This window comes from Streptococcus constellatus subsp. constellatus (assembly GCF_023167545.1).
GTDB lineage: Bacteria > Bacillota > Bacilli > Lactobacillales > Streptococcaceae > Streptococcus > Streptococcus constellatus.
Genome location: NZ_AP014647.1, coordinates 1315667 through 1330007 on the forward strand (window position 1 = coordinate 1315667; position 14341 = coordinate 1330007).

The 14341-nt window shown below is 36.8% G+C and carries 11 protein-coding genes; 3 read left to right on the plus strand and 8 right to left on the minus strand.

Annotated features, from left to right (window positions below):
* Positions 1-8: 8 nt before the first annotated feature.
* The 8 genes from SCSC_RS06370 to SCSC_RS06405 all read right to left on the minus strand — a co-directional run bounded on the left by SCSC_RS06370 (position 9) and on the right by SCSC_RS06405 (position 10039).
* Positions 9-866 (minus strand): SDR family oxidoreductase, encoded by an 858-nt coding sequence (locus SCSC_RS06370; RefSeq protein WP_006269653.1) that lies wholly within the window; start codon positions 864-866, stop codon positions 9-11.
* A 55-nt stretch (positions 867-921) separates the two neighbouring features.
* Positions 922-2322, minus strand: coding sequence for a dipeptidase PepV (gene pepV / locus SCSC_RS06375; protein WP_006269631.1), 1401 nt, complete (start codon positions 2320-2322; stop codon positions 922-924).
* Between the two features lie 19 nt (positions 2323-2341).
* Positions 2342-2947, minus strand: coding sequence for a nitroreductase family protein (locus tag SCSC_RS06380; RefSeq protein ID WP_006269692.1), 606 nt, complete (start codon positions 2945-2947; stop codon positions 2342-2344).
* A gap of 104 nt (positions 2948-3051) precedes the next feature.
* Positions 3052-4776: an AAA family ATPase gene (locus tag SCSC_RS06385; RefSeq protein WP_006269663.1), complete on the minus strand. Its 1725-nt coding sequence runs from the start codon at positions 4774-4776 to the stop codon at positions 3052-3054.
* Positions 4773-5750 carry a hypothetical protein gene (locus SCSC_RS06390; protein WP_006269615.1) on the minus strand — a complete coding sequence of 326 codons (978 nt, stop codon included), beginning with the start codon at positions 5748-5750 and terminating at the stop codon, positions 4773-4775. Before SCSC_RS06390 ends, SCSC_RS06385 begins: the two co-directional genes overlap by 4 nt.
* A 117-nt stretch (positions 5751-5867) precedes the next feature.
* Positions 5868-7661 carry an excinuclease ABC subunit UvrC gene (gene uvrC / locus SCSC_RS06395; RefSeq protein WP_006269660.1) on the minus strand — a complete coding sequence of 598 codons (1794 nt, stop codon included), beginning with the start codon at positions 7659-7661 and terminating at the stop codon, positions 5868-5870.
* A gap of 379 nt (positions 7662-8040) precedes the next feature.
* Positions 8041-9774 carry a phosphoenolpyruvate--protein phosphotransferase gene (ptsP, locus tag SCSC_RS06400; protein ID WP_006269669.1) on the minus strand — a complete coding sequence of 578 codons (1734 nt, stop codon included), beginning with the start codon at positions 9772-9774 and terminating at the stop codon, positions 8041-8043.
* 1 nt (position 9775) lies between these two features.
* Positions 9776-10039: a phosphocarrier protein HPr gene (locus SCSC_RS06405; protein ID WP_003023815.1), complete on the minus strand. Its 264-nt coding sequence runs from the start codon at positions 10037-10039 to the stop codon at positions 9776-9778.
* A 397-nt stretch (positions 10040-10436) separates the two neighbouring features.
* Here SCSC_RS06405 and nrdH point away from each other — a divergent pair, with 397 nt between their 5' ends.
* The 3 genes from nrdH (at position 10437) to nrdF (ending at position 14268) form a co-directional block, all read left to right on the plus strand.
* Complete coding sequence (gene nrdH, locus SCSC_RS06410; protein ID WP_006269677.1) at positions 10437-10655, plus strand: glutaredoxin-like protein NrdH; 219 nt, start codon at positions 10437-10439, stop codon at positions 10653-10655.
* A 95-nt stretch (positions 10656-10750) separates the two neighbouring features.
* Entirely contained in the window at positions 10751-12910 is a 2160-nt protein-coding gene (nrdE, locus tag SCSC_RS06415) for a class 1b ribonucleoside-diphosphate reductase subunit alpha (RefSeq protein ID WP_006269617.1), read from the plus strand.
* A 398-nt stretch (positions 12911-13308) separates the two neighbouring features.
* On the plus strand, positions 13309-14268 hold the full coding sequence (gene nrdF, locus SCSC_RS06420; protein ID WP_006269622.1) for a class 1b ribonucleoside-diphosphate reductase subunit beta: 960 nt from the start codon (positions 13309-13311) through the stop codon (positions 14266-14268).
* Positions 14269-14341 lie beyond the last annotated feature (73 nt).

The window sequence follows — 14341 nt, forward strand, 5'->3', positions numbered from 1 at the left end:
CCTTGCCTCTATTTTTGATAATTTTTCTTCATATAAGTTTTCAAATCAGTTGCCTGCCGTCCTGTGATTGTCCGAAAATCATCTGTCACAATGTCCAAGCATCCTTGACTCCCAGCTTGGTAGAGAGAAGCCAGCACAACCCCAAATCCTTTGGGCTGATCATAAAGAGCAGCAAATTCTTCAACTGTCACCGGCTGGTAGTCAATTTCATGACCCGATATTTCAGACAAAAGATCAGCTAATTCTAGCATTGTATAGTTACGACCTTGAGTCAAAATGTATGTTTTTCCTTGTAGAGCAGACGATATAGCTAGTTTGACAATGGCTACTGCACTATCTTCCCGCGAAATAAAGCTCATTTTCGAATTTCCCATTGGATAAATGACAGCCTTGCGCTCTATTAACTCAGGTAAGTAAGGCACCAATGGATCAGCATACATAGCATTTTTGATAATGCTGTAAGAAAATCCAGCCGATGCTAGACGAGTATTTGCATAAGCAAAGAAAGCTGCCATGTGAAATGGACTATTGACTTGATCAGCAAAAAATCCAACAAAGATAAAGTGCTTAACTCCAGCTCTTTCTGCTGCAACGACTGAATTTTCAAATTCTGGCACACGCACAATGCTTGGATGAGAAATACTTGGAATGTAAATCAAAACATCCGTTCCGCTCCAAGCCTCGACCATAGAATCTACATCTAAATAATCAGCTGCTCTGACATCAATCCCTGCTGCTGCATATTGACTCGCTTTTTGGGGACTCCGAACAGATAACCGAATTTCATTAGTGTCTAACTGTTTCTGTGCTTCGGCAACGACCTTTTGCCCCAATTGACCTGTCGCACTCGTAATTGTATAAATCATAATGTTCCCCTTTCTTTGAAAGAAACTCAACTATTTCTAGCTGAGTTTACATCCTTTATTTGATTAATTCATAAATTGCTTCTGCATAAATAGCAGCAGCTCGGAACAGGTCTTCTATATCTATAAATTCATTTGCTTGGTGCATAGTATCTGTATATCCTGGGAACATAGCACCATAAGCAACACCGCGTTTCAAGAGACGACCAAAGGTTCCTCCACCAATAATTTGTTCATGACCTTTTAAACCTGTTTGTTTTTCATACACGTTCAAAAGCGTTGTCACAAGCGGATCTTCCATTGGAACATAGTGAGGAACATGCTCGTGCTCCGACAATGTCACATTTTCCACAGGTAAGTTTTCCAATTTAGATTTGATTGATGCTGGATTGGTTCCTTGTGGATAGCGGAAATTAAGAGTAATGGTGTTGTCATCGCTTGTTTCATCAAATCGGAAGACCCCTGCATTCATAGAAAGAACACCCATTTTTTCATCTACATAGTCCACTTTTAAGGCTTTCCCTTCGTGGTCTTCTAAAAGAATGTTTCCTGCCACTTCAAGATAGTCTTTAGCGGAATCTGCAAAATCAAACTGAGTCAGGAATTTCGCCAAATAAGTCGCACCATTAACACCAGATTGCGGTGAAGCACCATGAGCAGATTTACCAACAATTGTAACTGTTATTTGACCATTCGGTAATTCTTGGTATTCAAAGCGAAGTCCATGTTTTTTGGCAAATTCGTCCAATTTATCTACAAGATTTGGCATATTTCCTGATACTACTGCTGTTGCAGATTCAGGAACCATATTTTCACGAAGTCCGCCAGTAAAGCTATGCAAGCGCGCAGCTCCGCTATTTTCCCCTGCAAAATGAAGATATTCAGTAATATTTCCTTTTTCACCATTGATAATCGGAAATTCTGCATCTGGCGAAAAACCAAAATCTGGCTCTGGCAAACCAACGTGTTTGAAATAATAGTCCATATCAGCCCAGCCAGATTCTTCATCTGTACCAACTACAAAACGAACCTTCTTAGATGTCGGCAAGCCTAATTCTTTGATAATTTTCAGTCCATAATAGCAAGCCATCGTCGGCCCTTTATCATCACTCGCACCACGCGCATAGAGTTTTCCATCTTTAATTGTTGGTGTATAAGGATCTGTATCCCAACCGCTTCCAGCCGGCACCACATCCATGTGTGCAAAAATTCCAAGAACTTCAGCTCCTTCGCCATATTCAAAATGCCCTGCATAATTGTCCACATTCTTCGTTGAATAACCATCACGCGCAGCTAATTCTAAGAATTTTTCCAAAGCCTTAACAGGTCCAGGCCCGAAAGGATGTTCTTTATCTGCTTTCGTATCATCTCGCTCGGAGTTGATTTCCAAAAGGCTAAATAAGTCAGCCAATAGAGCATCGCGACGTTTTTCAACCTCTGCTTTAAAATCAATCGTCATAAAATCATATTCCTTTCTATCAACGTTTTTCAATAATCTCATCCACTGGCAAACGATAGCTTGGATCCAGTTTATCATCTGTGTAGCCAACAGTAATTAAAAGTTCTGGACGGAAGCGCTCATCAATATCTAACACTTGATTGACTTTTGACTTATCAAATCCAAGGATAATATTGGAACTAATGCCCTGGTCAGTCAATGCCAACACTAAATTCATAGCTACCAATCCAGCATTAAGAGCTAAATAATCACTCTTTTGCTGTTCGGTGTAATGACTGTACTGAATCGGAAGATTTTGCATGTAATATTGCAATTTTTCTTCAGACATATTTTTTATACCAGCAGTACGAGCAATCTTACGAGCGCGCTGCACCAAGTCTGTATCTGTAAAGAGAGCAATCGTCACAGGCGCTTCTTTGATTTGCTCCTGATTAGCATTAAAGGCAATCTCAGCCAAGTCTGCATTTCTCTCACGCACAACTACAAATTTCCAAGGCTGGCTATTATGAGCACTTGGCGCTAAAGTTGCAATTTCAATCGCCATTCGCACATCTTTTGGATCAACTGCTTTATCATTGAAATGTTTAGTTGCATGACGCTTTTTATTTAATTCAAGAAATTTCATAAGGACTTTCCTTTTCTTATTATACTCATTCCATTTTACCATAAATTGGAAGAGCTTGCAGGGGGTTGAGTAAAATACTCCAACAAAATCCTACTGCTCTAACTCTATTTTTTATTGTTCTCTTCAATCATTTTTTTAACTTGCATACGTTGTTGAACATTAAGGTTAAGTTGATTCAATTGCTTATCAATGCTGGACTCCTCTGTCTTATACTTCTTATCATACATCTCTAATAATTTATTACGAAGAATAGGCTCGCTGATCAAATGAATTTCTCTTAATAGTTTCTCGTCTTCGTTTCCTTCCTGTTTCTCTTCTCCGTTTAGTCTATCAATCATAGAATTAATCTTTGCTAAGGCAAAATCACCATAAATGTTATCAATCAAATTTTCCTTCATGATTTCTTGGATATTCTTAGCGAAAGTGTTTTGAAGAACTTTACCTTCTGAATATCCAGTTTCTTGATTCTTTTCAAGCATAATCACATTTCCTGGTTTAATATCCGAAAGCATGTAGGGAGAGTGGGTTGTGAAGACAAGCTGTAAACTTACATCTTCTCGCTGTCCTTTTCTTTTCAAGAACTCAATAAAATTATCAATTAATTTTCGAGACCATTCTAAATGCATTCCCATTTCTATTTCATCAATTAAAAAAATGTAGTCTTTGATATCATTAAACTGTTGTTGAGAAAACAGGGCATTTGAAAACAATCTGATGAAATTTATTTCACCTGCTGACATACAGAAAGAATCAAAATTTAAAATACTTAATCCTAGATGTAAGTACCTATTTAAAAATTCACAAAGTGAATCAAATTTTTTACAAATTTTTAAAAAATTTTGATTTTGTGATAAATCTCGTGGAAACTCTACTATTATTTTTTCGTTTTCTATGCCTATAATATAATTCTTAAAAAGGAATAAAACGCTAGAAATCCTCTGAAAAACTTCAAAAAAATTTACATCATAAAACCCTTCTTTCAATAAATAAAAATCATCTAAGTCCTTCATTTTATTTTCATAAAATTTAATATCTGATTCCCAATCATCTTTATCTTCAGATTTATAATCAGCAATTTGTGCCAATATTGAATCTAATACAACAAGACTTTCACCTTTTTCTTTATTAGTCGCCCTTAGTGTGTCAAATATTTTATCTCTAATATTTGTAATTAAGGTTAAACAAACTTCTTTAATAAGTTCTTTCTTATTAAAGAGAGCTTGAGTTAATGAATCAGGAGAAAAATAGGATCTAGTTAATGAAATTTTAAATTTAAAATCAGAAAAAATTTCTTTACTATAAAACTCAGAATAGACTCTATAATAATTTTCTAACGGAGACCAATTAGCTTCCATTCCTACGGTATTATTATCTACCAACCCAGATCCACCTCCAAAAGATTGATTGTGCAAATTAAAGTAACTTATTACAGTGTTCACATTTATTTCTTGAGGTAATCCATCATCGCCATTAATTTCAAAGTTCTCATTCTCTCGTACAGTCATATTATATTGTTTGACTTTGAATTTTTCATTATCCTTAAATACTTTAAAATAGGAATTATTATTGTTTAAATGAGAATCTGAATTTTGTGTTACATATTTTATCAATTCCAATAAAGTTGATTTCCCAGTCCCATTTATCCCAACTATTGGTGAAATATTATAAATAGACTCTCCATAAAAGTTTTCAATATAATCTGGATTTTTATCAATTTTTAATTCATTCGTTTCAAAGTTAAAATCAACTTTATATTCGTCTGAAAAATTAAAAATCTGCTCTTTAAAAAGCTTATCATACTGCTTAATAACCAAAGCAATTAATTTCATTGCTCTCCTCCTATCAATCCAATTTCTTTACTAATATCTGTAACCATTTTTGAAAGTGGTCTTTTCCCATAATTTTCTTTATCTGTGTAGTGACCTGTTATAAAGCGATTCAACTCAGCTTTTCTCAATTCATGATTTGTTTGATTTAAGATTTTTGACAAACCATCTCTATAACTATCTGTATATACTTCTTTTTTCCAAATCAATTCATTTACTACATCAATGTGACTTTGATATAGCTCCTCTATACCCAAAATACGAATTCCATTTTTAAAGTCAATATTACGAGAATTAATTTTGATTTTAATCTCATCGACAGACTTTGGAATGTATGTAAACTTTACATCATCGAATGGAAAACTAGTATCATAGGGACTATATTCTAAACCCTTATTTGATTTCACATGATTACAGCTATAACAACTAGGAATTAAATTGTAAAATGAAACGGAAAACAGTGGATAGCTGTCTTTTGGAAAAAAGTGGTCTAGTTGAGCAGTGTTTACTACTTTAGTCTGACCGTTAATCTCTTGTTTGCAATATCGACATTCTTTTTCAGCCTCATCAATTACTAATAATTCTTGACTACAATTATTACAATGAAGTACTTTATATGTTGAGTTTATATAATTACGATTGCAATACGGGCATACCGAAACGTTCTTTAAATCAATTATTTTCTTCCTTAATCTCGAATCTATCTTTCCATAGGATTTTTTTAAATACTCTGTTAATTTAGGTTCATTAACGATAAAATTATCCAAAAATTTTTTACATTCCTCTAAAAATAAATACTCCGCAGACATTATCTTTAGAAAAGCATCCTTTTCACTCTCAAGTCCTGGTATATTATCTGTGACCCATTTATTTAATTCATTTTTAAATTCAGGATAATCTTGAAAATTCATTTTTCTATATAATGCCAAGCAAATTTTTTCAACTTCAGACGGATTTGATTTTTCTATAGGTATCATGATTGTCTCTCCATTCTGGCTCACTTCTTTCCCATTATACCACAAAAGACCGTTTTCACAGTCTTAGTTTATATATTAACTATCCAATTCTGCCAAAGGTTCTGCAACCTCTGGTAATTATATTTCTTTCCGCTTGCCCAGTTCGTTCAACTTAGCCCGCACTGCCTCTGCCACTTTTCGCGGTACGCCTACTTCGACAATTTCCTCAACACTTGCTTCTTTAATCTTAGTTAGCGATTTGAAATGCTTCATGAGATTTTGCTTGCGCTTAGGTCCCAAGCCTTCGATACCATCGAGTTGCGATGAGAAGGAATTCTTAGACCGGAGCTGGCGATGGAAGGTAATGGCAAAGCGGTGGACTTCATCTTGAATGCGTTGCAAAAGGAAAAATTCCTGTGAATTGCGAGATAATTCGACCACTTCCAACGGATCACCAAAAAGCAATTCATGAGTCTGATGCTTGTCGTTCTTTTGCAAACCAGCGATAGGAATATCTAAGCCTAACTGATTTTGAATGACGTCTTTTGCAATATTGACTTGACCTTGGCCACCATCAATGACAATCAGATCAGGCGGTAGTAAACCATCTCGCATGACTCGGCTATAACGGCGCTTAATCACTTCTCGCATACTGGCATAGTCATCCGGACCGATAACTGTCTTAATCTTATACTTGCGATAATCTTTTTTGCTGGGTTTGCCATTGATAAAAACCACCATAGCTGAAACAGGGCTTGTTCCCATAATATTGGAATTATCAAACGACTCAATCCGAACTGGAGTGGGAATATTGAGGAGCCGGCCTAGATTTTCAATTGCTCCTTGCGTTTTTTCAATAGATTTCTCTAATAAGTCAAACTTCTGCTGTAAACTAACTTGAGCATTCTTAATTGCCAGATTGACCAGCTGTTTCTTTTCTCCTCGTTGAGGCTTAAGGATTTTTGTATCCACCACAGCCCGTACTGATTCCTCGTCAATATCAGATGGAATCAAAATTTCATTGGGCACCAGATGAGATTTATTCTGATAAAATTGTCCAATATAAGTCAAAAAATCCTCGTCAGGGTCATTGTAATAAGGAAACATATTTACATCTCGCTCAATGAGTTTTCCTTGACGGACAAAGAAAACCTGCACACACATCCATCCTTTGTCCACATAATAGCCAAAGACATCCCGATTCTGTAAATCCCTTGCCATCACTCGTTGCTTGGTGCGAAGTGTCGCAATACTTTGAAGCAAATCTCGGTATTCAGCCGCTTTTTCAAATTCCATCTTTTCAGCAGCACTAGTCATTTTTCCTTTCAATTCATCAATAATCTTATTATCATGACCTTTGAGGAAATCTGCTACTTCTTGAGCCATCTCTTGAAAGAAATGTGGATCATTATGGCAGATAGTATGAGCTCGACACTGTCCGATATGATAGTAGAAGCAAACTTTCTCAGGTGGATTGGTACACTTTCGGAAAGGGAAAATGCGATCCAGTAGGCGCTTAATTTCATTCGCAGCACCTACATCAGGATACGGGCCAAAATATAAACCACTATCTTTCTTAACCTGACGTGTGATTATAAGCCGCGGATATGTCTCATTGGTAATTTTGATAAAAGGATAGGACTTATCGTCCTTAAGCATGATGTTGTATTTGGGTTGATTTTCCTTGATAAGATTGATTTCAAGCAACAAAGCTTCAATATTAGACTCAGTGACAATAAACTCAAAATCCTCAACCTCAGACACTAACGCTTCCGTTTTAGTATCATGACTTCCGCGAAAATACGAGCGCACCCGATTGCGCAGATTCTTAGCTTTTCCTACATAGATGATCGTACCATTTTTATCCTTGTGGATATAACAGCCTGGGCTAGTCGGCAATAACTCTAATTTTGATTTAATTAAGTTGTTCATAATTATCATTATAGCAAAATTAGCTAAAAGGAAGTAAAAAGGAACATCGACAGCCTAAATGATTACTATAGAAAAGGGCAAGCAAATAAATATTAAAAATTTTAAGCCCATAGCTTCACTATCACAAGGTTTAAATAGGTTATTAGAAGTATACTTTAGGTTGTAGATAGAATAAATCTGTTTTCATTGAGTATTTCTCCAGATTTACAAAACGAACAAAAGGTTGACTTGCTCCGCAATTTTTCCTACTACTTTTTAATAATTGGCTATTGTATCAAAATTTTTTGCTATCACAAAGAAAGGCAGGGATGCTACTATCCCTGCCTTTCCATCATCAACACTACAATTGTCCTCGTTGACAATAGTTTCTGTTGTGATATTATTCAAAATCAAGATATTCTTTTTCAAGTTCAAGAACTTCTTCCATCGTTGCACATTCTGTAAGGGCACGTTGAGCCAGTTCTTGCATCTTCTTCGTATCCAATTTTTTCATCAAACTACGTGTACGAAGAACAGATGTGGCACTCATTGAAAACTCATCCAGACCAATACCAACTAGAAGTGGAACAGCAGTTTGATCACCCGCCATTTCACCACACATACCAGCCCACTTGCCTTCAGCATGAGCTGCTTTGACCACTCGATCCACTAAACGTAAGATAGATGGGTTGTATGGTTGATAAAGGTAAGAAACTTGTTCATTCATACGATCTGCAGCCATTGTGTATTGAATCAAGTCATTAGTACCAATTGAGAAGAAGTCAACTTCTTTTGCAAATTGATCAGCCAACATAGCTGCTGCTGGAATTTCAATCATAATACCAACTTGAATATTGTCCGCAACTGCAACACCTTCCGCAAGCAATTTAGCTTTTTCTTCTTCCAAAATACCTTTTGCGGCACGGAATTCAGTCAACAAAGCAACCATTGGGAACATGATGCGCAATTGCCCATGAACAGATGCACGCAAAAGTGCACGTAATTGTGTGCGGAACATTGCATTTCCTGTTTCCGAAATTGAAATACGAAGCGCACGGAATCCAAGGAATGGATTCATTTCTTTTGGAAGATCAAAGTAAGGAAGCTCTTTGTCCCCGCCAATATCCATTGTACGGACAACAACTGGCTTACCATTCATGCCTTCCAAAACAGCTTTGTAAGCTTCATATTGCTCATCTTCTGTTGGGAAATCTTGGGAATCCATGTAAAGGAATTCAGTACGGTAAAGTCCGACAGCTTCAGCGCCATTAGCGTTGACACCTTCAACATCTTTTGGTGTACCGATGTTTGCAGCCAGTTCAAAATGTTTTCCGTCAGCTGTTACTGTTTCAGCATCTTTCAGTAAATCCCATTCAGCCTTTTGTTTGGCATAAGCTTCACCAGCTGCTTTAAAATCTGCAATTTGTTCTTCGGTTGGATTGATAATCACTTCCCCAGTGATACCATTTGCAGCAATCACATCACCGTCTTTCACTAATTCGGTAATGTTATTCGTTCCAAGAACTGCAGCAATTTCAAGAGTACGAGCCATAATAGCAGAGTGACTTGTACGTCCACCGATGTTTGTTACAAAAGCTTTAACAAAATTCTTATCTAACTGAGCTGTATCAGAAGGTGTTAAATCATGTGCAATCACTACTACTTCTTCATTGATCATAGCAGGATTTGGTAGGCGAACTCCAAGCAAATGTGCAAGCACACGTTTTGTAACGTCACGAATATCAGCTGCACGTTCTTGCATGTATGGATTATCTTCCATATTTTCAAAGAGAGTGATGAACATGTCTGTTACTTCTTTCAGACCTGCTTCAGCATTCACTTTTTTTGCACGAATTGTTTCTTTAATCTGACCAATCATTTCTGGGTCAGAAAGTACCATTAAGTGAGCATCAAATACTTGAGCTGCTTCTTCTCCAAGGCTTTCTACTGCTTTCTCACGGATAACAGAAAGCTCGTTCTGTGAAGCTTCAAGAGCTACATCCAAACGAGCCTCTTCTGCATTTGTATCTTCGACTGAAGCAGTCTCAAATGATAAATCCGGTTGAACAAGTAGATATGCCTTAGCAACAGCAACACCGTCAGATGCTGCAATTCCTTTTAGCATTTCTGTCATGTTAAGCCAATCCTTCTTTTGTCATTGTTTCTGCGATTGCTACAATTGCATCATCAGCGTCTGCACCTTCTGCAGTAATTGTTACATCAGCCCCTTGACCAACACCAAGGCTCATAACACCCATGATTGATTTGAGGTTTACTGATTTACCTTTGTATTCAAGAGTAATATCTGAAGCAAATTTGCTAGCAGTTTGAACTAACAAAGTTGCTGGACGTGCGTGAATACCTGTTTCTGCCACAATGTGGAAATCTTTAGAAGCCATAGTTTGACTCTCCTTTAATGTAATCTTTTTGGGGTCTCATGTGATAACCCTTACAATTCTAGATTATAACATCTTTGTAAAATTTTTTCAAGAATTTTATGTGTATTCAGCAAGTCTTTTTTATGAGAATTACTGAAATTTCATTAAAACGAGATTTTCACTGTCCAATTGATTGACACATTTTTAATCCATTGTTCCCTAAGGAAAGCTTAGTCTAACGAAGCCCAAAACAGGAGTTCATTCTATCTTTTTCTTTTTCCAAGAAAACACTATATCTAGTATCATGGTATTTAAAACCCCAAAACAAAACACAATATTTAGAACATAATAGTTGACAAAATTCCCTGCTTTGGATATACTAATTCCATACTGAATTTAAAGAAATTAGGAGTTCATTATGGTAACTATTTACTCAAAAAACAATTGCGTGCAGTGCAAAATGACAAAACGCTTCTTAGACACTAACCATGTGGAATATCGTGAAATCAATTTGGACGAACAGCCTGAATACATCGATCATGTAAAAAGCTTAGGTTTCAATGCTGCACCGATTGTCCAAACTCCAACAGAAGCATTTTCCGGTTTTCAACCAGGTAAATTAAAAAAATTATCATAAAATTGTTGTAATCATAGAGCTATCCAGCCGCTTCTATAAACCATAGAAGCTCTTTCTTTTGTAAAACAATTCAATTATTTAGAAAAAGGAACAATATGGGACTTAAACAACTCGGAGACGTGACGTATTTCCGTCTGAATAACGAAATCAACCGTCCAATCAACGGACAAATTATGCTTCACAAAGATAAGGAAGCTTTGGAGGCATTTTTTAAAGAAAATGTGGAACCAAATACCAAGCAATTCTCATCTATTACTGAAAAAATTCACTTTTTAATTCAAGAAAACTATTTAGAAAAAGAATTTATCCAACTTTATAAACCTGAATACATCGAAGAACTGGCTGCTTTTATTCGTGAGCAAGATTTCCATTTCAAGTCTTTCATGGCAGCTTATAAATTCTATAATCAATATGCTCTCAAAACAAATGACGGCGAGTATTACCTCGAAAGCATGGAAGAGCGTGTTCTTTTTAATGCGCTCTATTTTGCCAACGGTGATGAAGCAATTGCCAAAGATATTGCTAATGAAATCATTCATCAACGTTATCAACCTGCTACTCCAAGTTTCCTTAATGCCGGCCGGTCTCGTCGCGGAGAACTAGTCTCCTGTTTCCTCATTCAAGTAACGGATGATATGAACTCTATCGGTCGCTCGATCAATTCAGCTCTGCAGCTATCTCGGATTGGCGGCGGTGTTGGAATTTCCCTCAGTAATTTGCGTGAAGCTGGTGCTCCTATCAAGGGCTATGAAGAGGCCGCATCTGGAGTGGTGCCAGTCATGAAACTTTTTGAAGACAGTTTCTCATACTCTAATCAACTAGGTCAGCGTCAAGGGGCTGGAGTAGTTTATCTCAATGTCTTCCATCCGGATATTATCTCTTTTCTTTCAACCAAGAAAGAGAATGCCGATGAAAAAGTGCGAGTGAAAACTCTTTCTTTAGGTGTTGTCATTCCAGATAAATTTTACGAATTGGCTCGCAAGAATGAAGAAATGTACCTTTTCAGTCCGTATTCTATCGAACGTGAATATGGCGTTCCGTTCGCCTATATTGATATTACCGAAAAATATGACGAATTGGTTGCCAATCCTAAGATTAACAAAACAAAGATTAAAGCTCGTGATTTAGAAACCGAGATTTCCAAGTTGCAGCAGGAATCTGGCTATCCTTACGTCGTCAATATTGACACCGCTAATCGTGCAAATCCAGTGAATGGTAAGATTATCATGAGCAACCTCTGCTCTGAAATCTTACAAGTACAAGAACCTTCATTGTTGAATGATGCGCAAGAATTTATCAAACTGGGAACAGATGTTTCTTGCAATCTCGGTTCTACCAATGTGGTTAATATGATGACTTCACCAGATTTTGGCAAGTCTATCCGAACCATGACTCGTGCTCTGACTTTCGTTACAGATAGTTCCCACATCAAAGCTGTTCCAACCATTGATCATGGCAACAGCTTAGCTCATACTTTTGGGCTAGGCGCCATGGGCTTGCACAGTTACCTAGCTCAGCAATTGATAGAATATGGCTCAGCTGAATCTGTTGAGTTTACTAGTATTTACTTTATGCTCATGAATTATTGGACCCTTGTTGAATCCAATAATATTGCCCGTGAGCGTGGTATGACCTTCCATAACTTTGAAAAGTCTGACTACGCAAGCGGTTCATACTTTGACAAATATGTGACTGGCGAATTTGTACCGAAATCTGATCGAGTGAAAAAACTCTTTCAAAATATCTTTATTCCGTCTGCCAAAGATTGGACTGAGCTGCGTGAGAAAGTCATGACAGACGGTCTTTATCATCAAAATCGCTTGGCTGTTGCGCCAAACGGATCTATCAGCTATATCAATGATGTATCTGCTTCGATTCACCCGATTACCCAACGCATTGAAGAACGCCAAGAAAAGAAAATCGGAAAAATTTACTATCCTGCTGCCGGTCTGTCAACTGAGACTATTCCTTACTACACTAGCGCCTATGACATGGATATGCGTAAGGTCATTGATGTCTACGCTGCAGCTACTGAGCACGTGGATCAAGGGCTTTCTCTGACTCTCTTTCTACGCAGCGATATTCCGCAAGGTCTCTATGAATGGAAAAACGAAAGTAAACAGACCACCCGCGACCTTTCTATTCTGCGCAACTATGCCTTTAACAAGGGGATCAAATCTATCTATTATGTCCGCACCTTTACAGATGACGGCGGTGAAGTCGGAGCCAATCAGTGTGAAAGTTGTGTGATTTAAATATGAAGAATACCCATCAATTTTTGCAAATATCTCTTTTATTTTTTAATTGATAGTTTAATTATAGATATTTGTTTTCTTATTTTTATAAATATTGTCAGCTTTCTTAACCCTAAAAGCACAGAAATAAATTTCATTACTTTTACAACTTTCTTACTAATTTTTATATATATAATTTTGAAAATTGTATCGATTAAGACTAAGAACATTTTTATCAAGATTTTACCTATATCATATTGGCAACTACTTACTGCAGTCCATTTCTTAATAAAGATGACAGAATTCAATTCCAAACTGCCTTTAACCAGTCAAATACTTATGCTAACGCTTACATTCATTGGAATATCATCTGTTGATAAAGTATATAATACCTATAAAAAATTGGAGGATTAATCTACTTGAAAACCTACTACAAAGCTATTAACTGGAATGCCATCGAAGATGTCATTGACAAATCTACTTGGGAAAAACTAACCGAGCAATTCTGGCTCGACACACGAATCCCTCTTTCCAACGATTTAGATGATTGGAGAAAATTATCAGCTAAAGAAAAAGACCTTGTTGGTAAAGTCTTTGGCGGGCTGACACTTCTTGATACCATGCAATCTCAATCTGGTGTGGAAGCTATTCGAGGAGATATTCGCACGCCTCATGAAGAAGCTGTGCTAAACAATATCCAATTCATGGAGTCTGTTCATGCTAAGTCCTATTCATCTATTTTTTCGACTCTTAACACAAAATCAGAAATTGACGAAATCTTTGAATGGACCAATACCAATCCTTATTTACAAAAGAAAGCTGAGATCATCAATGAGATTTACCTCAATGGAAATGCACTCCAAAAAAAAGTCGCTTCAACTTTCCTTGAAACCTTTCTTTTCTACTCTGGTTTTTTCACACCTCTTTACTATCTTGGGAATAACAAATTAGCCAATGTCGCTGAAATCATCAAATTGATTATCCGTGACGAATCCGTTCACGGTACTTATATCGGCTACAAGTTTCAACTTGGTTTCAACGAATTGTCAGAAGAAGAACAAGAAACATTCCGAGAATGGATGTACGACCTGCTATACACCCTCTACGAAAATGAAGAACTCTATACAAAAACACTCTATGACGCCATAGGATGGACAGATGAAGTTATGACGTTCTTGCGCTACAATGCTAATAAGGCGCTCATGAATCTCGGACAAGATCCACTTTTCCCTGACACAGCTGACGATGTCAATCCGATTATCATGAATGGTATCTCAACTGGAACTTCTAACCACGATTTCTTTTCTCAAGTTGGAAATGGTTATCTTCTTGGTGAAGTTGAAGCCATGCAAGATGACGATTACAATTATGGATTATAAAACACCTGCTCATTAAAATAACATTTGATAACATAAAAACACGAATGAGGTAACACCAGCAAATAGCTGGAAC